1 protein-coding gene (running past one end of the window) is annotated in these 25231 nt (G+C 72.4%); it reads left to right on the forward strand.

What is annotated here, in order from left to right:
- Positions 1–25231, forward strand: partial view of a zeta toxin family protein gene (locus tag AB0H83_RS22050; protein ID WP_360096864.1) — the 5' end (the start) only. 30431 nt of this gene lie beyond the right edge of the window; the window shows 25231 of its 55662 coding nt (coding positions 1–25231); the start codon lies at positions 1–3; the stop codon falls past the right edge of the window.

Genomic DNA, 25231 nt, shown 5'->3' on the forward strand with positions numbered 1-25231 from the left:
GTGCCCCAGGATCTTCCAGACGGCCTGCAGACCTTCCTGAAGGTCGTCCTCGGTCAGCCGTGGCCGGAGGGTGACGTCGGGCAGCTGCGGGAGCTCAGCCGTGCCTGGCAGACCTACCACGATCAGCTCGAAGATCTGATCAAAGGTTTCCGCTCTGTCGGCAACGCCCTGGACCAGGCGATGGAGGGTGATGCCGCCGACCAGTGGATCAGCTACCTGCAGACCGAGCTCCCCAGCGGCCTCACCGACCTGCTCGCGATCACCCAGAACTTCGCTGACGGGGCGCTGAACACCGCCGCGGACATCGACGAGGCCCGGATCATGATCGGCATCCAGGCCGCGATCACGATGGCGGCGGTCGCGTACCTGCTGGCCACGATCATCGGGGCGGTGTTCGTTCCGGGCGTCCTCTCGGTCGCGCGGCTCATCATTCAGATCCTCCTCGATATTCTCCTTGAGCTGATCCTGGAGGTCGTGCTCGGGTTCGTCATCCCGCTGGTGATCGAGGCGTGGCAGACGTACGTCGATCACACGCGGACCCACATCGACTGGGACAAGCAGTGGAAGAACCTGGGCAGCAGCATCGTCGGCGGGCTCGCGGCCGGTTTCGGCAAGGTGGCGGCCAACTTCGTGACCGGCCACCTGGCCTCGAAGCTGATCGGAAACCAGCTGAAGTTCACCCTCGACCGGTCGGGTCAGGGGATCCGGGTCGAGGGTGCTGGCTTCAAGACGTTCTACTTCGTCAACAACGCCACCTGGCAAGGGCTGGGCGGGGTGGTGGCGGCGAGCGCCGACATGGCCATCCATGGCGGCGAGTTCAACTGGAGCACCGTCACAGCCTCGGCCATCCCCGGTGCCGCCGAGGGCACTGACCGGCCCTACGGCTTGACGGGCCTGATCGGCAACGCGGTCGAGCGCATCGTGCTGCCGCAGAGCGTGCAGGTTTCGAACGGCCCTCTCAACGCTCCAGACACGGTCTACCCCGCGGTGGCTGCGGGCACCGGCTGGGAGACCCAACCCGCGACCCAGGCGTCCGGCGTAGAGGCACCGCGCGCACCCTCAGAGCCGGTCTACCCCCCGGTGAGCCCCGGCACCGGCTGGGAAACCCAACCCGTGACCCAGCGGTCCGGTGTGGGTTCGGAGCAGGGTTCGGTGGCGCCGGGCCACGGCGGGGAGACCGCAGAATCCGGCTACGCCGAGTCGTACTCGGGCAGCACCCTGGCCGGCACTCCGATGACGGGTACCACTGCCGCCAGCACCCCGGCCGGCGGCACCCCGTACGCGGGCTCCGTGGCCGGCGGCTCGGACAGCTCGGACGCTTCCGGGCGGGGCGGGTCGTCGGCGGCGGCGGGGGCCGCGGTCGCCGAGGCGATGGCCACGGCCGGGCACACGCCCGAGTCGCTGGCGACCGCGACCGGCGTGCCTGCCACCACCATCGAGGCCCTGCTGGAGACGGCGGCGGGTGGGGCCGCGACCACCGTGTCCGTGGCGGAGGCAACCGCGATCGCCGATGGACTGGGGCTGACCGGCGCCGACCGGGACTCCTTCGTCGCCGCCACGACCGATGGTTCCGCCAGCCCCGCGGAGGTCGCGGGCCACGTACAGGCGGCGATGGACGCGGCGGGCATCACCTCGGCCGCCGACGTGGCCGAGCTGGCCGAGCTGGCCGGCGTCCCGGAGAGCACGGTGCAGGCGCTCGCCAGCGGCGACCCGTCCAGCCTGAGCGTGGCCGAAGTCAGCCGGGTCGCGGACGCGTTGGGACTGGAGGGACCGGGCCGGGACAGCTTCGTCGCCGCCGTCGCCGGTGGGACCGAGTCCAGCTCCGGGCCGCCGCCGGGGGCGTACATCCAGGCGGCGATGGCGCAGTTCGCGACCGAGGGGCTCACGGTCGAGGGGCTGGCGGTGCGGGCGGACGTGCCGGTCGAAACCGTTCGCGACCTCCTCGCGGGCGAGCGGGTCACGCTGTCGGTCACCGACGCCACCCGCCTCGCCGACGCCCTCGATGTCGACGGCCCGACCCGGGAAAGCTTCATCAACGCCGCCACCGCAGGCCCGGTGACCCCGCCGACATCCTTTGTGGACAGTGATGGTGGCCACCCCTCAGTCTCGGACTACCTCAGCAGCGGTGCGAGCCGATCGGACGGGCCGACATCGACTCTGGGCGCATCGACTCTGGGCGCATCGACTCTGGGCGCATCGACTCTGGGCGCATCGACTCCGGGCGCATCGGCTCTTGGGCGACCGGCCACGGTCTCACGCCAGTCCGGCTTGGCCGAGCACCTGCAGCGCCCGGTCACGACGAGCAGCCCCGGCCTCGACGACGTCGGTCCGGTCCAGCCGGACCAGACGCGGGGCGCGGACACGACAGGGCAGTCGGCGCTGGCCGCGCATCTGGCCGGGGCACTCGAGTCGGACGGGCCGGTCACGCCCGAGCCGACGCCGGCGCCGCCGTCCAGGGTGGAGGGTGAGTCCCCCGAGGTGCCGGTCACTGTGGACAGTGAGGGTTCCCTGGTCTCGGCCCAAGCCGCGCCGGAGCCGACTGTCTCCGCCCCGGCCAGCGGTGGCGGCCGGCGGCTGTCGGCCGAGGCTGGGCCGTCGCGCCAGCGGTCGGCGGCGCGTCGGGGCCGGCGCTTGTCGAACTTCGCGCGGCGGGAGCAGCCGCCGCCGGGCGAGACCCGATCGGACGAGGTCTGCGTCCCGCAGACTCTGGCGGCCTTCAACGCCCGGTATGGACGGTCGGGCAACCGGTCGGTCGACGAGCGGATGGTCGGCCCAGGCGGCCGGACGCCGGCGACGCTCACCTGGGCGGACCTGGTCGATCTCCTGCAGGGTGTCGAGACGCGTCTCGTCGACGGGCAGCCGACCGGCGCGCAGATCGTGGCCGCGCTCGCGGCGACGCCGGGATCGATGGTGATCGTGGATATGGCGCCACCCGGGCAGGCGCGGCACGTCTTCGCGCTGGTCAATGAATCGGCCGGGGCGGCCCGGCCGGACGTGCGCATCGTCGACGTCACCGAGCACGGCAACTACGAGCGGCCAGTGACGGTGGCATTCGCGCGGTCCCCGGAGAACCTGGCCGGCCACCACCTGTTGCGCGCGCTGGTGCAGGAGAACACTACGGTCCTCGCGTTCGACGGCACCGGGCAGCCCACCACGATCGCCGAACTGCTCGGCGAGGAATTCGTGGCGGCCGGCCCGTCGACGCGGGTCGACGCGCTGCTCGACCCCCCGACCACCAACCGCCGCGGTGCGCCGCCCCGTCGGACCGCGACCGAGAGCGACGAGAACCCGGACGAGTCGGCGGCGACCGAAGGTGCGCCGGTGCCGACGGTCGTGGAGCCACCGACGGAGCACACGTCGACGACCAGCCCGGCGTCGCCGATCCCCGGCCCCCGGGCGGTCACGCCGCTCGAAACTGTCACCCCGATGGGGGTCGACGCGACTCCGACGGAGGTCATGCCGACAGCTGCCATGCCACGGGCGGTCGCCCCGGCGGCCTCGGTGGCGTCACCACTGCCGGCCGACCGGACGCCCGACGTGTCGTCTCCCTCGACGCCGGACCTGACCCGCCCGGTCCTGCCGGTCGCGCCCCGCCCGGTCCTGCCGGTCGCGCCCCGCCCGGTCCCGCCGGTCGCGCCCCGCCCGGTCCCGCCGGTCGTGGCCGGCCCGTCCCGGCCGCCGGCCGCCCCGTTCACCGAGCCGCCGACCGCGCTCCCGACCAGCGTCGGGCCCCAGCGCCGGATCGGCGCCAACACGTGGTACAGCGTCGCCGCCAGCGGCACCCAGGGCATCGGCCGGGCCGAGTTCAGCGGTGACGGCCGCCTGCGGTACCGCGCACTCGGCAGAGACGGGGTCGAGCTGCGGACGGTTGCCGCCGCGCAGTGGCGCCGCTCCGGTGGCGTCCTGGTCGACCCGACCACCCGGCTGGCATTCGAGCCGGACACCGGGGTGGTGCGCCAGGCGGGGACCGAGGAGATCGGCGCGGCCGCCGGTCCAGCCGTCACCGTCTCCGCCGATCTCGTCGGCATCTATGTCTGGACCAGTGGCAGCGACGGCTTCAGCCTCGAGTACGGCCGGCACGACATGCGGCCGAGCCAGGGGACGATCACGCAGCCGAACCCGCACACGACCCCGCTGAACCGGCTGCAACGGGAGATGGTGCAGCTGGCCAAGCTGAACGCCACCGCCCGGGCCTACACCATGCGTCCGGACCTGGCCCGGGACCTCCTGGCGAACATCGGCGACGCAGCCGTCTACCAGTTGCGGCTGATCTCGGCCAAGTTGACGTCGATGAACGACAAGCCACGGATCCCCCCGCCGTGGTTCGGCGTCGTCGATCCCCACGCGGCCGCCACCACCGGCGAGCAGCCACGGTACTTCTCGCTGGGCCACCACAGCCGGGTCATCATCCGTCCGGCGGACGGAGCACCCGAGTCCGGCTCGTTCGCCGTACCCGACATCACGCCGCGCTCGCGCGACCAGCTCGTGCAACTGGTCGTGGACACGCTGCCCGCGAGCCGGAAGTTCCTCGCGCCCCACGTGGAGGCGGCGGTGCGCAAGTACCTCGCCGCGTACGACGGGCGGGTCTTCCTGGAGATGGCGCTGAACGAGGGCGTGCCCCTGGAGGTCAGGCTGCCCGGCCGCGCGCGCTGGTCGCCGTTCGGGAAGCGGACCTACGAGATCCGGGTCAAGCTGGCACCGGGAGACCCACTGCGGGCGGAGTACGTGCCCCTCACCGACGCCGAACGGGTGCCACCGGGCCTTGAATGGCACATCCCGGTGAACGCCGACCACGAGGTCCAAAAGTTCAACGACCACTCCGTGTCGGACAGCCGCAAGATCAACGTTGGCGTCGGGACGGACAATCTGCTCCCGGACAGCGCCGGCGTCGACGTCAGGGCCAAGTTCGCACTGACCGGGGCCAGTTCCCGTACCTTCGCGGACGGCGACGACACGGTGTCGGCGACCAAGCGCTACCTCGATCTGACCGGGCTGTCGGCCTACTTCGACTACGGCCCGGCCGACCGGGGGCGCCCGGTTACCGAGGGTGCCCACATGGTCACCGAGGTCCGCGAGCTCGTTCGACAGCCACGATTCCTGCGGCGATCGCTCCGGGTGCTGTCGACGGAGGTTGAAACCGGGACGAAACGCCTGGGACTGCGCTTCGAGTTCCCGCAGGACTTGTCCCCCGAGCGGCCGGACGGGGTGCACGGGCTGGTTCCGGACGCCCCGATGAAGCTCAATCCGTCGGGCCGGCCATTGGGCGTCGACATCACCCAGTACCGGGAGGCGCTGCGCGAACCGGCGACCGAAGGCGCCGTTGCTCCGGGCGGCGAGCTTCCGCTGGGGTCAATGACGAAGCAACAGGCGGACGCGCTGACGCGGGCGCTCGGCTACGTGCTCCTCGTCCCGGAGGCGGCCGGCGGGCTCGAGCGGCTGCGCGCCAAGGTGTTGGCCCGGCTGAACGGTGGGCCCGAACGGCTGTCGGCGGAGGCGGCCGGCGGGCTCGAGCGGCTGCGCGCCAAGGTGTTGGCCTGGTTGGGCCGTAGACCCGAACGGCTGTCGGCGGAGGCGGCGCAGGATGCCGCGTGGTGGCTGAGCGAGGCGGCTTTCCTCCGCATGATCCAGGACGTCATCGGCAGCGGCGACACGGGTGCGGTCTCGCCTCCGTTCGCCAACGGAAAGCACTACTTCCAACTGCCACTCTCCGCCAAACTGCTCCAGGCGGAGGCGGTCACCATCGACAACGTCCCGATCAAGGAGGAGATCCAGCGGTTCCGGGCGTCCCACAACGACACGGTCGAGGGCGGTGGGCTGGCGGTCGGCGTCGAAACCTCGGCCACCGGTACCATCGGCGACCCGACGGCCACGGACAACAGCCTCCTGCTGAATCTCGGCGGCGGCCTGTCGGCCGGAGTCGAGAGCGGCGCGAGTCGTGGCACCTACGCGACCCAGGGCTCGGGCGACATCCGGGGCCTGGTCTACGTCGGCGACAGCGTCCGCTACCGCCTCACGATGCATGCCCGGACCGGCGTTCTGACCGACATGAAGGGTGTCGATCCTTCGCCGGTGGCCGACATCATCGAGGTCTTCGTCCGGATTCCGGTGCAGCAACAGGCCCGGTTCGAGGAACTGCTGCGGCGGGCCATGAGCGAACCGACCACCGACCCCGTCTCTCGATGGGCCGACCTGCCGCAGGACCGCGACCCCCTCCCGGCGGACCCGGGCGAGGCCGACAACGTGCGCCGCGCCGAGGAGGAAGTGCGCTACCCGCCGGCCACGCTGGCGTCCAAGCAGAGCATGGGCAAGGGTGCGATGGAGCGCCTGGCCGGGGCCGAGGCGGTGCTGGGTGAGCTGCTCCGCCTGGAAGCCGCGGCGGACCGGCAGATACCAGACCTGCCGCAGCGCAGCCAGCGTGAGCAGGGCCTACATCTGCGGGTGCTGAGCGCCAGCGCGACGCGCGAGGCATTACTCAACCACGGCCTCGCGGTCGACAGTCCGGATGGACACACCTGGACCGACGAGCAGCCCGGCTGGTTCGGCACGGTGCACCGGCGCTATGTCGTGCGGGCCGAGCGAGGCGACGATCCGGTCGGCTCCGGGCGCATCGCCGACGCCAAGATCGAGACCATGCCGGCCGGGTTCAAGAACCTCACCGGTGACGTGCGGGTCGGCACCGGCGCGTCGTTCGCCGGCCGGTTCGCCCCGATGGTGCTGCGGCTGTTCGGTCTTCCCTTCGGCGGATCGGTGCGGTTCGGTGGGTCGATCGGACGCGACGAGTCGACGTCCCTCGGTGCCACCGGCTTCCAGATCCAGGCCGTCCTCTACAAGGGGCCGGCCCGCTACTTCGACTACGGGGCCACGTTGCACCTGTCGGTGCAGACCGAGTACCACCGCAACGCGCTGGGCTGGGTGTGGCAGGCGATCTTGAGTCTCCTCAGGTTCTCCCGCCCGGCGAAACCGGTCACCACCGCGGAGCCGCGCACCCACACCCTGCCGGCATCGATACGTCACGTCGTGCCCGAGTACCTGACCCGGACGGCGCGGGCGGGGAGGCTGACCCGGGAACGCACCGGGGCGGTGACCGAGCTTTCGGACACCCCGGAGAAGACGGTCGCGCAGCAGCTCAAGGAGAAGCTCACCCCGCCGGTCGCCGCCCCGAGGCCGCCCGCCGAGCCGGAACCCGCCCGGACCGGCGAGCTCGGCGGGTACGACCCGGTGCCCGTGGACACGCTCCCCGCCGACTGGCACGACGAGCCGGCGGCGCCGCTGCGCGGTGGGGGACACCGGCCGATCAACAACGACGACGCCACGCAGGACGTCCTCGGCGGCGGCCGCCTGCGGCAACACATCGTCGAAACCCTCGGTGCGCTGGACCGGCGCCCCACGGGCCGGGGACCGTTCGGCTCCCTCCTCGGGCTCCTGTTCTGGCGCCGGCGGCTGACGCCCCTGTTGACCCAGGAACTGGCCGACCGGGTCACCGATGTCTCCCAGCTGATGGGAATCCACGTCGCCGGCAATTCGCCGACGCACGCCACCAAGACGCTGAAGGGTCTCTTCTCCAACACCCAGTACGACGTCCACCTGGTGAGCCGTCCGTATGACCCCAGGCCGGCCGGGCCGCCCACCGAGACCATGAAGATGGACGTCGCCGAGGGCGGTCAGGCCGTCGGGTACGGTCGCGGCAAATCGAGATCATTCAACTTCGGCGGCGCCATCTCGTTCATCAAGACCATCGGTACGGACAACTCGCTCTCGCCGGACGCCGGCGGCGGCGGTAGCCGGGCCAAGCGGAAGGGGTTCGGGCGAGGGCTCGGCCCGCAGGCCGGCCGGCTGAGCCAGCTCACGCGCTCGTACGAGCCGACCACCAGCGACGGGTCGTGGGCGGTGGTCGTCCGGCGCCGCCAGAAGACGTTCGGGTTCAGCTTCTTCCACCGGGACGACTACCGTTTCTTCGATGTCTCGGATGGGATCTCCTACCTGCGGACTCTGCAGTCGGACCCGCTGGCCATTCCCCGAGCTGTCGATCCGGCCCACCGGACCGTGGGAGAGATGCTCGCCCTGCCACCCGCGGTCCGGCCGGCGCCGGAGACCGAGGACAGCCCCCCGGCCGAGACCGACGGTCCGACGCTGCGGGACCTGTACTCCGAAAGGGGTGCCCGTCGGGTTCCGCCGGGCCTCAGTGCCCGGGCACGGGTACTCGGATGGCTCGAGGCGCCGCTGGTGGAACCCACGCGCCTGGAGACGATTGCCGAGGTATCGGAGGGCGAGGAGGCATCGCAGGCAGAGGCGCCGGAGCCGGTGCCCGCCCGACCGGTTCGCCGTCTCACCACCATCACCAACACCGTGACCGGAACCAACCTGGCCTGGCGGGAAGGTCTGGGCCCGCTGGACAAGGCGGGCGAGGCGGCGGATGACTCTCCCGTTTACCCGACCGCGAAGAGTGAGGGTACGAACGTCTCCGTCGAGTCGGAGGCGGACGAGGCCCTGGGAGACTATCCGCTGACGCTGGATGACCTGCCGGTCGGCGTTCCCGTCGACCGGCTCTTCGCGGTCGTGGACGAGTCCGGCCGCCTGACGGTGAACGACACGAATCCTTTGGTCGCGGCGGTGACCCGGTCGTTGCCGAAGCGTTTCCACAAGCGCGACTGGACGGTCACCGTGGAGACGAGCGGCCCGACAACACCGGCCGGAGAGCCTGCGGGTCCGGGTGAGCGGCTGGCTGCGCTGCTGAACCCGGGCTCGCTGATGGCCCTCGGGTACACGCTGCCGACCGGCATCCAGCTCGTTGCGACCCGATCGGGGTTCCTCTTCCACGAGACCGCGGTCGTCAACCTTCAGCTTCACCGGGACGGCGATCGGCTGCGCATCGTGCGCGAGGAACACAAGCTGCCCCCGCGCTTCGTCCTCTCCGAGGTCATCAAGCGGGCCAATGTCGCCATCTACTCGTTCCGCAACAACGCGGTGACCACAGCGGTCGAGCGCTCCAAGGCTGTCGACTACAGCGCGGGTGTGCGGCTGTCGGCGAAGGTGCCGGTCGAGGAAGGGCCGAAACTGGAACCCGCCGTGTCGGCGAAGGGAGCGATCAAGGTCGCCCGGGAAGAAGCGCTGGCCCGCACCGACGGTGCGCGCGACACGCACTTCATCACGGGCTCGGCCGGCCGCTACAGCGCGGTGAGCGAACTGCGGGCCACCGCGGCGGTGACCCGCGAGCCATCCCGGTTGCTCAACGCGATCCTGCCGATCGTGGCCCGGTCCATCGTCAACCTCCGGCCGGCCAAGGCTCCCGAACCGACGTCCCAACTCGTGCTGGAACGCTCGATCGTCCCGTTCGACCTGACCCTGGAGGACGTCGAGCCCGGGCCGGACTCCGAGACGGCGGTGACCGAGACGGCGCCAACCCCGCGGGTGGTCGAGGTCGGACCGGGCAGCGAGCTGCCGGTCGGCGTGGTCGAGTTCCCCGTGACCATGCAACAACTCCTGGCCCGAGAGGTCAGGGCCTTCGGCGTCAACCCGAAGGTGGCCGCTGAGCTCCAGAGTCTGGTGATCGGACGGTTGCGAAGCTTGGTGGACCCACCGGCAGGCGGGTCGAGGCCGGGCCACGTCGTGCGCCGGACGGTCCGGCCGGGTCAGCGGGCGGGCGACGCGATGAGCGCGTTGTTCTCGGTCCCGATGTTGTTGCGGGAGTTGGAGTTCCACGTCGACGACGACGGCCTGCGCGCGACATTCATCGCCGACGACGGTGTGCTGACGGACAAGCGGGCCCGCGTCACGATGAGGATCAGGTTCCTCAACCCGCGCATGTTGAACTGGCTCAACATGTGGACCGAGTTCACCACGCCCCAGTTCACCGAGCACAAGGAGCGGATGGGCGCCAGCGTCTCGCAGGGCGTCGCGGGCGCGGTCGGCGTGCCGGTCGGGCCGGTGGCGCTCAGCATGGGATTCTCCTTCGGGCCCACGGTCAGCCGGGCCGGCAGCGCTGTGCTCAAGTCGCAGTTCCCGACCACAGGCTTCCTGACCGCGATGGCGCAGCTGCGGACCCAGCTGGACGCGCGCGTGACCTTCGAGGTCGACGGTGAGTACAGCCCCCTCCTGTTCGGTGGGGTGCCGCTCGGCGGTCCGGTCAGGATCGAGGCCGACGCGGCCGGGCTCTTCGTGGTCCTGCTCGACCCGCTGCACACGATCGCGCGGGGCCTGACGCATCCGCTGGGTGTCCCGCACGGGCCTGGATACGGCTTCGTGAGCCAACGGGTCTTCGAGGAGCGCGAGGACAACTCTCCTGAAGCCGTTCGCCGCCGCGAGGACGAAGTCTCAGCGTGGGCGTCGTTCCCACCCGTGGACGGGGTGGCGGTCATCAACATCAAGACCCGACTGGCCGATGACGGAAGCGTCCGCTTCGAGTTCGCCGACCGGATCCTGACCGTGGAGCAGTTCCAGACCGAGGTCCTGGAGCCGCTGCTGCGCAACAGCCAAGGCAAGCCGAGGTTTCAGCTGGTGGCGCTGGTGGGCTCGTACCTCGGTCGGCCCGGACCAGATGGTGGGCCGTCGGTGGCCCAACGGTACGCCGATGCCTTCGACACCCAATTCGTCGCTGCGCCCGGCCGGGTGTACACCGACACCGGGGGACGTGTCGTTTCCGGTGACCTCGTGCACGTTGCGGGCCTGCCGGTTCCGCGGCAGACGGAGCCCTTCGTGCTCTTCCGCCACAAGGTGGTTCTGGCGAGGACCCAACCCAAGGCTGCGGAGCTGTACCCCGACCTCGTCGACAGCGTTCGGCACGCGGTTCGGGTGCCCGGCCCGCCGATTCGGCTCAAGCCACCGTTGCCGCCCACGCGCCCGGTCTTCTGGGACACCCCGTCGTCGGAGCCGGCATCGGAGGCCCGCGCGGCCGTGACGTCGATGGACGGCGAAGGGTCGGTGTCAGCTCCGCGGACCACATCGCTGCTGTTCCCGCGGGGGGTCATGCTTGTCCACAACACCGCGATGCCGCCAACGGACGCTGAAATGGAGGCCGCCCGCAGGGCCGCCGGCCCGCTCGGGACACTGACGGTCCTGGTTGCCGGCACGGTCGACCCGATGAGCCTGTTCACGGCCATCAGCCGGGTCCGCGCCACGGTTTTGCCGGAGACACGCCCCATCGTGCGGATGCCGGCGGACGTGGCCGCTCTGCGCCCCGACCCCGATGGGCCGACGTTGGCCGCCATGCTCGAGTCGTTCCATGACCTGAAGGTGCGGGGCTTCCTCGACCCGGACGAGAACCGGCGGATCTTCGATGAGGAGATCCTGCCCAACCTCCAGCTGAGCTGGCGGGGATCGAGTACCCGGTTGGAGTCCCGCGACGAACCCATCATTGTGGTCGTCGTCGCCCAGACCGGAGCCGGCAAGACCGAACTCTCCGAGTCGGTCCGGGCCGAGCTCGCCCGGGAGGGTCCGTTCGCACACATCGATATGGACATGTTCACTCCGCACTATCCCGGGTACGACGACGCGGTGCGGGCCGACCCCCACCGGGCCACCGATATCGCCCGGGAGGACGCCGACGTGTGGTGGGACCGTGCGCTCGCTTGGGCCCGGGCACGTGGGCTTTCCGTGGTGGTGGAGTCGGCCGCCGCGTCGCCCTCGGAGTTCGAGGACATTCTGGAGTACTACAGCGCGAGCGGCTATCACGTCGACGTGCGATTCTTGGCCACGCCCGAGCCCGTGAGCGTGGCCGGAACGGTGGTCCGCGCCGTCCGGCAGCTCGAGGAGGACAGCGCGCCGCGAGTGGTGCGCCGTGAGGATCATGATCTCACGCTTCGTGGCCTGTTCCGCGCCGCCCGGGCGCTGGACGCCAGCGTCGACCTGGCCGACACGGTCTCCATCTACCGCCGCGATCCCGGCGCGTCGCAGGACGAGCCCCTGTCGATGGTCCACTACAACAATGTCATCGATGATGAGTGGGCAACGCCACCCAGCGCGGCCCGGGCCCTGCTCGCCGAACAGCGCATCGTGCACAGGGAGCCAGCACTCGAATCTCTTGACAATTGGGAGTTGACTCCCGCCAACTTCCTTCACCAGGCATCCGAGCTGCGCCGGGCGGAGGACCTCATATACCACGGCATGGCCGTGAACACCCCCTTGCCCGAACCTTCCGCGCTGTCCCCGGATCCTGACGACGAGGCTGGTCCAGCCGGCCGCGGCACCGAGTCAGACGAATGGAGCCAGTTCCCGCCCGAGCCAACGGACGACGACATCGTCTCCCCGTCGGTCGGGGCTGGACCGGGCGCCACGCCTCCCGCGGTGGAGCGGTCCCGCCCCCTGAGGGTCGAGGCCGGGGCGTTGGGGTCGCGCTGGACCGAGACGTACCTCGACTTGATGGACGAGCTGGTCAACGACCACTCGCGAGCGCAGCAAGCGGCGGTCAAGGACCACATCGACTGGCTCCAGGGCATCCAGCGCAGATACATCGGCGGCGGGCGCCGACACGTCGAGCACGTGCTCGTCAACGCCTTCAGGGAAGGGATCAGGGACCGGCTGGGGCTGTCCGAACACGTGCCGGACGACGCCGTCGTCGAGGCGCTGACCGCCTTCGTCGTCGACAAGCTGGAGGCGGAGTTCGCGCGGTGGGCTGCCCGTACAGGACCGGACCGGGGGCAGCATCGTCCCGACGACTACCCCCTGATCACCGCCCTGACCCGTCACAACGCCCCCGTCGACGAGGCGTTCACCCGCCGGCTGATCGCCGCGATCAAGAGCAATGGCCCCTGGGACGCCTGGTCCAGCCACCTCATGGCCGACGTTGAGCTCTCGGCGCTCGGCTTCGCCGCGCTCGTCCTTGACCGGACGGATGTCCGACACATCGGCGTCCCGGGCGTCGAGCCGACCCGCTACCTGTGGGGCGACCACAGCGGCATCGACGGGGTCGAAAATCACCAGATCGAGGATCCGCCGCACCGTCCGAGGCCATGGCGAAGGGCCGATCAGGAGCTGGCCGCCCGGGTGTTCGAGTTCATGGGCGACCTCGACCACCTGGCGACCGTCCGGGTCGGCCGCGCGTTGCGCACCGCGGACGCCGAGGCGACGGCCGCACTGACCGCGGCACGGCGCCAGCTTCAGACTGCCCGGGAGCGGTACGCCGCCCGGCCGATGGCGGAGGACCTGGGCCGGCTGCTACGGCTGTACGGATACCTGCGGAGCACGATCGCCGCGCCGCCGCCCGAGCTGGTGCACCGGCTGCGCGAGCTGAACGAGACCGAGGACACCAGCTACCCGGTCGACGACCCGATCTTCCTCGACGACCTGCACGACGCGCTCGAGACGTCGCTGGAGTCCGGGGTCACGGTCGTGCTCACCCCGGCCCAGGCCCGATCTCTCGCCAGGCCGGGAACGGCCGCGACGACCCCGCTGCCGGCGGCGGTCACGAGCCGGCACCCCGACACCGACCCCACCCGGAACGCGCTGGTGCAGGCGCACATCCGCGGCCGCGCCGTCCGGCGGGTGCTCGCCGACACCGGGTCGACTGCCATCGATCCCGTCCGACTGCTCCTCGGCGGGGCCGACACGAACGTCCGCCAGCGCCTCGCCCAGGTCACCGGCTTCCGCCACGACCCCGCGCTCGCGACCGCGCCGTCCGGCGGCGGGGCACTGGCGCTGACGCTGCCCGGGCTCACCTGGAGTGACGTCGACGAGGTGTTCGTCGGTTGGGGAGCCGACCGCACCCGGCCGGGCGACGGGGTCCTCACCGACTGGCAGGCTGAGATCCTCAGAGACGAGCTCATGTCGGCCCACCCGCCTGTGGTGGAGCTCGGCGCCGCGCTCAGCGCGGGCGACGAGGTGGCTCGCCAGCGGGTCCGTGAGCTGTTCGACCTGCCGGCCGACCACGAGCCGGCCCCGCCCGACCTGGCCGCGGCCCGGAGTCTGGACGCCCAGGTGCGCGGGGAGAACGGGGCGTTCCCTGACCGGGCTGAGCTCGTCCGGGCGGCCCAGGACCGCGGCATCACGGGCGCGACCGACACCGAGATCCTGCGGTCGTTCGCCCGCGCGCTCCAGTTCGCGGACCGGCTCAGGGCAGCCAACGACGCCGGCACCTCCTACCCGACCAGCTCCCTCACGGCGGCCCTGACCCTCCTGGATGAGGTCGGCACATACCTGCGCCAGTACGACTTCTCCGTCCGTATCGCGCCGCAGGCCGCGCTCGAGGGGACCGCGGTCCTGCGGCCGACCGGCCAGACGATCCACCTCGGCCCGGTCGACGTCGCCTCGATGGCCACCGCCGCCACCCCGGCCCAGGCGCCGGGCACGCCGGTCGCCGGAGCGGTGGTGGCGAGGCTTCGCCCCGAGGCCCTGGGACGCTCGCTTGACGCTGCCCACGGCGACTGGCTCGCGCGCGAGGGCCTGGCCGGCGCGCTGCTGCTCACCGACGACGCGGTGTTCCGCTGGCTCGTCGGCCTGGCCACGCAGGGGCGGCACGACCCGGGCTTCGACCGCCGACCGCCGGCCGATCCGGGCCTCGCGCTACCCGTACGCACAGCGGTCGCCGGGACGGAGGTGGCCCGGTTCACGGTGCACCCCGGGGCCGACCCCGACCGGCCGACCGCGGTGGTCACCCACGACCAGGCCCGGATGCTCGTCGACACCCTGAACGAACGTGCCACTCGGGACCGTGGCGCGGATCGCCGGGTCGTGGCCGAGCTGGGTCGCGACGTCGGCGCGCCCGATGCCGCGCGGCGAATCGAGGAGAGCCGGGTCCACCGCCTCTACGGGGTGGCCCCGGGTGGCCCACGCCGGGACCGGGCGCTGCGGACCGCGGCCTGGCTGGACGCGGTCGCCACCGGCCATCGATCGCTGTCGTTCGCCTCCGACGGCGAGTTGCGGGCGCTCGCGGCGGACGTCGGCCTCGACGGGCCGCGCGCCATCGAGGAGCTGTTCGCCGTGGCCTGGCAGGCGCTGCCGCCGGACGGCCTCCCACCAGACGTCGACGAGCGTGACGCCCTGCGGGCGACGGTCCGCGAGCGGGACATCGCGGAACTCGACCGCGAGACGGCGCAGGGGGCCGGCGCGATCGAGCGCGGCCTGAGGGCGTCAACCGTCGCGCCATCGGTCGCTCCGTCCGGTGCCGGGGTGCTTGGACCGGATCGATTCGGCACCCGGGCCGCCAAGCCGTCGCCTGAGTTCCTGCGGGGGTTGGACCAGAGCGAGGTGCCCTCCGCGTCGCTGCACGACTTCTTCGCCCGGCTCGACCTGAGCCGGCGGACCGCCCCCGGGTCGGCCGACCTACGGCTCTCGGCACTGGTCCCCGAGCCCGGCAGTGTCGTCGCGGTGGGTCGCGAGGACGGGCACTGGGCGACCGACCCGTCTCAGCTCAGCCCGCAGGCCGGACCGCTCGGGCGGTCCAGCCTGCCGCGCAGCGTGCACGCGGTCTGGCTCGGGTCACCGATCACCGGCGGCGACGGCCGGGCCGCGGCGGACCGGAGCGCGATGCGGACGGCGCTGGCCGCGGCGGCGGCGCAGGCCGCGCAGGCCCGGGTCATCGGGGCGGACTGGCGGGTACACCTGTGGACCGACATCCCCCGGTCGGACTTCGAGGCCGCCGGCGACAATCGGCCCGAGACCGGCAGCGACCGGCTGCGCGACGTCCGCGAGATGCGGCAGTGGGCCGCGGCGAACCGCATCGTGCTGATCAACGTCGACGAGGTGTTCCACGCCGGCGCGCCGCTGCCCCTGCTGGCGCAGTACCGGGCCGAGCTGGCCCGCCGCACCGAGCACGGACACCGCGAGGCGAGCGGCATTCTGGGCGCCTCGATCGTCGAACGCTTCGGCGGTGTCTACCTGGGACCGCACAGCGGGCTGGCGACCATTCAGGGGCTGTTGGACCTGGCCGGCGCTCCGTCCTTGGCCCTCGACTTCCAGGTGGTACCGACGTCGACTGGTGGTGGCGTCGCCCTCGACATCGAGCCATCGACGATCGTGGCGGCCCGCCGGCACCCGTTCTTCCATCAGCACCGACGATTCCTCCTCGACACCTACAGGCGGACCGAGCAGCAGCTGCTCAACGCACCCACGTTCAGCACCCGGCGGCAGCAGGAGGAGGCGCTGCGCGGGGCGGGCGGCGCCGGGCCGGTCCGCCACCCGGCGACGCTGCGCACGAGCGCCCGCGGGGTGGACCCGGTCGCGCTGGGCTTCCGGTACGTGGCCGACATCCCGAACCTGCGGCGACTCACCAGGCCGGCAACGGCGACCGACACCGCCGGTGATCCGTTGGCCCCGGTGGTCCGCTACGGCCCGCAGGACGTGCCCGCCGTCACCCGGGACATCGTGTCCACATTGGAGCGCGGTCTGGCCGACCGGAATGGTGACCTGCACCTGACGGCGGTCGCCCCGGTGGTGGCCGCGCTGCCCGACCCGGTCGCGGCGTGGCGTGGCGTGATCCGGTTCCTGCTCACCCAACCGGACATCGCGGGGCGGATCCGCACGGTCACGGACCGGGTGCTCACGCTCGATACCGAGGGCGGGGCCACCATGCACGTGGTGCCCCTGCCGGCGTCCGTGCGGGCGAGCCTGGGACTGACCGAACCGGCGCCGGGTGCCGACCCGGAGGGGCAGTGGCGCCTGGGCGAGCTGATGCGCCCCTACCGCGGCGGGCGGGTCGATGGCCTCGCCGACGACGCGGCCGGCGACGGACACGCCGGGGCGGCGGCGCCGGGCAGCGAGGCCACTGCGCAAGCCCAGTTGCGGTCGGCGCTCTTCGGGGACCGGGGCCGCTACGACGGCGTCGCGATGGACGCGCTGATGACGATGGCCGTGCACCGGCAGCACGGCGCCCCGGCTGGAGACCAGCGCGCTACAGCCGTCGCATTCGAGGCGCTCGCGGAGGATCTCGGCCTGCGTTTCAGCCCTGACCATGGCATTACGCGTGGACAGCGTCGCTGGATGGCTCTCGACCTCGTCCGGCGGGCTCAGCTCACCTTCGGGCTCGCGATCGGTGAGGTCAGGGTCGACGACCTGCGGACGGTGCTCGCCCTCGACGACCTGGCCGACGACGGATCGGGCCTGCGTCCCCCGACCCGCGGGCAGTTGGTGGCACTCGCCCAGCGGGCCGGCATCGGCGGCGAGCCGGGGCCGGCGCTCGTGCAACTCTTCGCCCACGCCGGGTGGGTGGGAGCGCAGGGACTCACCGTGGCTGCCCTGCGCCAGGTGCCGGACCAGCGGCTGCGGGACCTGCTGCGGGTCCCGGACGGGGCGGCCGTACCGGTCGATGGCGCCGCCACCGTCGCGCGCCTCGACCGGCTGGTCGCCCCGACCGCCGGCCGGTTCGCCTCCCGGCAGCAGCTCTTCGATCTCGCCGCTCGGGTCGGCATCGACCGGGACTCGCCCGATGCGCTGGCCATGCTCATCGACCGCGTGCGCTGGCTGGGCGACGCGCGCCCGCTGAGCGAGCAGGCGCTGGCCGAGCTTCCACAGCAGCGAGCCCGCGAACTGTACGGGCTGCCGGACGGGGCTCAGCTGGGCGCCGCCGACCTGCGGGCGGTGAGTCTGCTCGACCAGTCGGCCACCGGCCGGGCCAACACGTTCGCCTTGCCGGATCAGCTGGACGCACTGGCCAGCGAGGTCGGCTTCCGGTCGGCCTGGGAGCCGGCGCAGGCACGAGCGCAGCTGTTCCGGCTGGCGCAGGGGGCCGAAGCGCCGCTGACCGTGGAGCGGCTGAGGCAGCGGTGGGTCAGCCAGACGTACGGTCTGCCCACCGCCGGAGATCATGAGGTTGCGGTGGCGGCCCGGCTGGACCGCCTGGCCACCGGCGCGGAGGGCGGGTTCGCCCCGCCGGGCCAGCTGCGCGCCCAGGCGTCGGCCGTGGGCTTCGGCGGCTCCCGGTGGTCGGACCCCGCCGCGATGCGGGAGCTGTTCGGCCTGGCCGGGGCGATCCCGGATGGGACTGCGCTGACCGTCGACCAGCTGCGCGAGCGATGGGTCGCCCGGACGTACGAGTTGGCCTCTGTCGATGCCAACCAGATCGCGGCGGCCCGCCGGCTGGACCGGTTGGTGACCGCTGTGGACGGCGTCGTCGGGACCAGGACGGAGCTGGTCGCGCAGGCCCGCACGGTCGGCTTCGGGGATCGCCGCGGCGCCACGGGCTGGTCGGACCGGGACGCGCTGCAGGAACTGCTCGGGCTGGCCGGCCGGGACGGGGAAGCGCTGAGCGTCGCGCTGTTGCGGCAGCGGTGGGTCGGCCAGACGTACGGTCTGGCCGACCCCCCGCTGCCCGACTCCGCCCAGGTCGCGGCGGCGGCGCGACTGGACGACCTGGCGACCGGCCGGTCGGGCGTGTTCGCGCCGCCCGACGCCCTGGCTCGGCTGGCGCGGGAGGTCGGCTTCGGGACGCTGACCGCAACCTCCGGGTGGTCGGAGCCGGACGCGCGGCGGGAACTGCTGGCGCTGGCCGCCCAGGACACGGGCGCGCTGAGTATCGAGCTGCTGCGGGCGCGCTGGGTGGCGCGGGCGTACGGTCTGTCCACGGCGGGCGCCGACGATGTCGCGGCGGCACGGCGCCTGGATCGGCTCGTCACCGGCCGCGACGGGGTGTTCGCGACCCGGGACCGGTTGGTCGCGACGGCGGCCCGGGTCGGGTTCACCGAGCCGCGCTGGACGTCCGGGGATGCCCTGCGGCAGCTGCTGGCGCTGGCCCGCTCCGATACGCCGTTGACCATCCCTCGGCTGCGCGAGCAGTGGGTGATGGACCTTTATGCATTGCCATCCGTCGACCCGCAGCAGGTCTTGGCGGCGGCCCGCCTGGACCGGTTCGTCACCGAGGTGGACGGCGTTGCCGCGACCCGCAACGAGCTGACCGATCTCGCGGTGAGCGTCGGCTTCCGCGCGCCGCAGTGGCCGGCGGCGCAGGCGCTTGCGGCCCTGATCGAGCTGGCCCGGCATGACCCGGCGGGCGAGCCGCTGAGCATCGACACACTGCGCCGCCGTTGGGTGAGGCACACCTTCGATCTGTCCTCCGTGGATGACCGGCAGCTGGCTGCGGCGGGCGGGCTGGACCGGCTCGTCACCGGCCGTGGCGACGTGCTGGCCCGGCCAGAGCAACTGCGCGCAACCGCCCAGCAGGCGGGGATCGACCAGGGTGCACCCCGACCGCTGGTGCAACTGCTCTCCCGGGCCGACTGGCGGAGCCAGCAGACATCGTTGCCGCTCACCGTGGAGTCGCTGCGGTCGGTGCCTCGGGAACGCGCCGCGTCGCTCTACGGGCTGGGGCCCGCGGCGGTGACCGAGGCCGACCTCGCGGTCGTGGCCGGTCTCGACCGGTTCGTTACCGGCGAGGACGGCGTCTTCGCCAACCGGCCGGCCCTGCTGGGGTTGGCCCAGCGCATCGGAATCAGCCTGGACGCCGACGGGGCGCGGGCGCTGGGGGAGCTCTTCGCCCGAGCCGGCTGGCAGACCGAGCAGCGTCTCCTGTTGACGGAGCCGGCCCTGCAGACGGTGCCGAGCCGGCGCACCGCGCAGCTGTACGGGATGGCTCCGCAATCGGTCGGCCCCGCCGAGGTCGCGCTGGCCCAGCGGCTGGACGAGACGGTCACCGGACGCCCCGGGGCGTACGCGACGCAGGCGCAGCTGGCTGCCGTGGCCCGCGAGGCCGGCGCCGATGGGCCCGCCGAGCTGTTCGCGCGGGCCCGGTGGCTGGCCGAGCACGGTCAGCCGATGGACCGTGCACACCTGGCCGGCGTGCCGGTCCGGCGGGCCCGACTGCTGTACGGCATCACGCTCGACATCGACGTGACCGCCGACGAGCTGGCGGTGATCGGGCGACTCGACACGCTGGCCACGGGCCGTCCCGGCACGTTCGCCAGTCGCGACCAGCTGCTGGACCTGGCCGAGCGGTCAGGCATCGACCGGGACTCTCCCACCGCGCTGGCTCAGCTGCACGCCCGGGCGGGCTGGGTGGGCGACCAGGTCACGGCGGCGCACCTGCCGCTCGTGGAGGACCTGCGGGTGCGGCGGCTCTTCGGCCTGCCCGACGAGCCGGGCCCGACGCCGGCCGACATCGCGGTCGCCCGCCAGCTCGACGAGATCGCCACCAGCCGCCCGGGCATTTTCGCGACCGAGTCGCAGCTGCGCGACGTGGCCGGACGCGTGGGCGTGGACACTCGTGCGGAGCTGTTCGCCCTCGCCCGGCGCACGCTGCCGCCCGAGGGCCTGCCGGCGGACGCCGACCCGATCGCGGTCATGCGGGCCGGCAGGGACGACTCGTCCGGCCCGACCGGCGACGGTGGCGCCGCCGCGACCCTGGACCGCCGCGACAGCTCGGACGAGGAGGCCGGGGCGGGCGGCGCGGCGACAACCGGTGGAGCCGCCACGATCGGCCGGGGCGATCCGGCGGACGGCGCGAGCACCGCCGCGCTCGCCACTGCAGAACCGTCCGGCGTCGGATCACCGGCATTGCGCGACGCGGTGCTTGCGTTGGCGCCCTGGATTGAAGGCACGCCGGACTGTCTGCCCCGGGTGTTGGAGGTACTGCGGGCGTTGAGCGCGCCTGCGCGGGCGTCGGACGACAGCCGGCGTGAGCGGGACGAGGATCGGATCGCGTCCTGGCTTGACGGAACGTTCGTCGAGTCCCAGTTGGGCCAGTTGGCGGGGTTGCGGCCGCGTGGCGTGACCGCGATCGTGGTGGAGCGGCCAGGAGAGCACCCGCATGTCGTGCTGGTGGAGCGGCAGGCCGACGGGGGGCTCGTCCTGGCGGAGACCCAGGCTAACGGCGACGAGCGACTGGTGCGGTTCGAGCTCGATGGGCGCTTCGATGCTCACGAGGGACTGAGCCTGCCGCCGTCGCTGCACGGCTCGGTGCGGCTGGTGCGGGATCCGCTCGGTGGGCTCGCGCAACTCGAGCCGGTCGACAACCAGCCTCGGCCGATGCGCGTCGCGGAGGCGGACGCCCGCGTCCCGTTGCTCGTCGGGGCGGGTGTGGTCGCAGCGATCACCGACGCCGTCGAGGGCGAGGTCGGCATGCGCCGGGCGTTCAAAGCGGTGGGGCGCGCCGTGACGGGCCGGCCGCGGACGGTCTTCGGGCGGGGCGACGAGGCCAGCCAAGGGGCGTCGGCTGTCCGGACCGACATCCAGACCGTCTTCGTGCGCCGCGAGGGCGACCGGTTGGATTCCGAGCCGATCGACGCGGTGCTGGCCGGCCGCGACAGTCGCGTGGTGCGGATCGTGCCGTCCGATGGACTGGTCCTCGATGCGGCGGCGGTGGAGTCGCTCCGGCAACGGTTCGTCGCCGCGGGGCGGGTGGCGTTCATGCCCAGCCCGGGCAGCGAGGTGCGAGCCCACCAACACGATCTGGTCGTCGACGCACCGGGCGGGTGGGTGCGACTCGACGAGACCATGAGTGACGGCGGTTACGCGACCACCAGCACCGGCCGACTGGCTCGCGACATGACCGACCCGAGCCTTGTGCCGAGCAGGGGCGAACTCATCACGTGGGCGGCCGAGCTCTCGGCGCTGCCGGTGTCCCTGGACTCCCAGCCGGGTGACTCCGTCCGGTCGATCGGACTGGAGCTGGAGTTCGATCTGCCGGAGCGTAGTGCGGACGAGTGGGCGGCGACGATGGCCGACATCATCACCGACCTGCGCCGGTACGGCCTCTCCACGCAACGCCAGATCCTGGACGACCACGGCACGCAGGCGCAGGGATACACCCGCGCCCCGGACGGCTGGCGGTTGGAGCGTGAGGGCACCGTGGAGGGCGGCGGCGAGCTCGTCTCCCCGATCCTGTCGTTCCGGCGTAGCTTCCCGTCAACCACGCAACGTCCCTTGTGGACGGACATCGCCCTGGCCATCGGCATCCTGCGCCGCCACGGGGCGGTCGGCAGCGTCCGGACTGCGGGTCACATCCACGTCGGTGTCGGCGACTTCGGGTTGGACCGGGACCGGATGGCCCGGTTGCTCGGCTCGGTCCACGCCCATCAGGAGTCGCTGTTCCGCCTCGGGCTGCCGCCCGGCGCCCGCTACCACCGCGGCGTGCTGCAAGCCAGGCCGCTTCCGGCGCCGTCAGACGGGTACGGTGAGCGACTGAGTCGGCTGCTCGACTCGGGGCCGGACGCGCGGTACGACGCGTTCACCCTGGACCCGCTGGTCCAAGGCTGGCACCGTGGGGTGGCGTCCCGGCGCGACCACGTGGAGTTCCGCTTCTTCGGCGGTGACCTCGACCTCGGCGCGACGCAGGCCCGGGCCCGGATCGTCCAGGCGATCGTCGACGCGAGCGTGCGCCCGGTGCCGGTGCCCGGACCTCAGGTGTTGGGCCAGCACTACGGCCGCGACGCCGACCCGGAGAGCAGCCGCGCCCTCGACGGGTTGCAGGGCCTGTTCCCGCCCGAGGCGGAACTCGCCCGGGAACAGGTGGCCCGGCTGTGGGCGCTGACCGTCTGGCAGCCGCCGCTCGTCGCGGGAATCCGGGGCTGGGGGAACCTCCTCTGGACCGGAACGGCCGTCAAGTCGGGGCCGGTGTGGGACGCCTACGACGCGGCGGCAGCCGGCTATCCGGGGCCCGTCATCGTCGCCGTGCCCCGCGGCGTCACCGACCAGGTTCCCGTCGTTCCGCGCGCGACCACCGCGGCCGGCGTCCCGGCGCCGCGAGACATCCGCTTCGGTGAAGACCCGGCCGACGCCGCCGAGCTGACCAGGCGGCAACGCGAAGCGCTGAGGGCGCAGCTGGACGCCTTCGCCGCCGACACCCGGCCGGTCGTGCTCGCCCTGCACCCGGCCGGCACCGAGGATGCCCTGCGTGGCGGGGCGTGGCTTGTCCGGCCGCGAAGCTCCGACGGCGACGTCAGCGTCACGCTTGAGAGCGGGTCTGATCCCGGCTGGCACTCGCGGCACGGCTGGGAGGTGCTCGATGCGGCCGGCACCGTTGTCCATACCCATGGCCCGCGACTGGACGGGGCGGGACTGCGGGCGATTCTGGCGGTCGCGGCCGGATCGCCCGCCGCCGACGGCACGACGGCGTTCTCGGAGCCGGTGCTGTCGTTGCGCGGTGGCGCGGGCCGGCCGGAGGACCTGGACCTCACGAGCGACCTTGGCGACCTGTCCGATCTGCACATCAGCGATGAGTCGGACGGCGAGCCGGGCGATCCGTCAGACACTGAGTTGGCTTGGTCGGAGGATGGCTCGTCGTCTGGGGACTCCTCGCTGACGGTGGTCGGGCCAATGGTGGCGTCGGACGGCCACATTCGCGCGTTGCTGGACCTGCCGGATGACGTGGTGGTCGAGGCGCACCACCAGTACGAGGCGGAGGTGCTGGCTGGGGCCGTCCGTCCGGGTGCGACGGCGGCGCGGGTAATGCCGGAGCAGGTGTTGGTGGTGGCCGATGCGCTGCACGCGCCGGGGACAGTGATGTTGACGGAGCCGCCGTCGGCCGCGGTGATGGCTTCGCGCGGGTGGTTGATGCGCCGCAGCCGTGGGGTGGCGGGCCTGGCAGTGCAGTTGTACGGGCCGGGGGTGCGGCCGACCCCCGATGGGCTGCGGATCGTCCGGCGTCTCTATGACGTGTTGGAGATCGGCGGGTTGACGCGGGACCGGGCGGGGTTGGCGGCGCTGGCGGCCCGGGTGCTCGGCATCGATGCGGCGGCGTACACGGATGCTGACGGCCCGCGGTTGCTGGAGTTGGTGCACCAGGCGGCGATGCCCGGGACCGAGCCGACAGCGGCGGCGGTCGCGCAGGCCGGGGTGGCGTCGCAGGGGATGCGCCACCTGGCGGGTGAGCTGTCGCTGAGCGTGGATGAGCAGCGGCGGTTGTTGGTGGAGCTGTTGACGCCGCGGCCGCGCGAAAAGGATCAGTTCCTGGCGGTGGCGATGCTGTTCGACGCCGACGATGCGACGCTGGCGCAGCTGTTGACGCCGGCCGACGTACGCGAGGCGGTGCTTGGTCGCGTGCGGCTGCCGGTGGTGCGCCCGGTGCTGGAGCGGGTCATCAACGACCGGGTCGAGGGCGGGATGGACGCCCTGTCGTCCGGCGGCCCGATCGTTGCGCATGGGCAGCCGGCGGGGCGGTTCACGCCCGACATGCTCGACGATTTCGACACCGACATCGACTTCGACACGTTGTTCGCGTTGCCGGGGGTGGAGAAGCTCAAGGCGTTCCGGTACCTGCTGGCCCGGCAGTTGGAGGGGGCCCCGCCGGTAGCCCCGCGCACACCCGAGGAATTGCGCGAGGACGCGCTGCTGCTGCGGCTGATGCGCGAGGTGACCCACCGCTTCGCCAGCATCGGCGGGACCGCGATGGCGCGAGCGGTCGTCGACACGCCGTCGATGGCCGTCGTCGCAGCCACCGATGAGGCCATGGCCGGCGATCCCTTCCGGTCGGTGGCGGAGACCCGGGAGTTCGTGGAGACGCTGCCCGGTCACACCGAGTCGTATGGTGTCCGCTTGCGCGAGCGGATCGAGGCGTTCAGGACCGGCCGGCTCGCTGCAAGCCTTGCCGGTTGGCGGCCGGAGGATCGGGTCCCGGAGCGCCTGCTCGGGTGGGACCGGGTCAACGAGATCGTCAACGCGGCCCGGGAGAGCAACAACACCGCGTTCGCGCCATACAGCCGCCTGGAGACTCCGTACGTCGGCGGCACCGGCTCGCCCGACGACACGATCGTCGACATCTGGGAGTACTTCGAGCCCATGATGCAGACCGCCGAGGGAGTCGACGAACTCGCCACGGAAGCGCTGCATCAGGTAATCCATGGCCTCGACATCCACAGTGAGCACGGCGCCCGGCTGGATCTGTTCGCCCTCGCCAACCGCGAGTCGCAGATCGTGTACGAGGTGATGGAAGAGCAGCTCAACGACCCCGCACGGGCGCGTCAATGGGCCGAGTACATGCGCAACTGGCCCGGCATGACCCTTCCGGGCAAGGCGATCGTGGTGCGGCGGTGGCTCCCTGAGAGCGCCGAGGAGAGGCTCGCCATGGAGCTGAGTCTCTTCCAGGTCACCACGCACGAGGACGTGCACTTCCGGGAGGCCGCGGGCTACCTGGCATTCCGGGAGCAACTGGCCGAGATCACCGCCGGCGGCCGGGCGTGGCGTGAGGGCGTGCCGACGGCCCTGCACGAGCTGAGCTGGTGGCGGCTGCGCGCCGACCGGGGCCGTTGGGAGCGCGTCCTGGCGACGGTCGGTGGCCCGAACGCGCCTGAGGGGCGGTACTCCCCGCCGTCCATGGAGGGCCTGCGATACAACGAGTATGTCAATGCGCTCCGGCTGATCCATGTGGTTGGGGCCG

The sequence above is a fragment of the Dactylosporangium sp. NPDC050688 genome, assembly GCF_040654515.1.
GTDB lineage: Bacteria > Actinomycetota > Actinomycetes > Mycobacteriales > Micromonosporaceae > Dactylosporangium.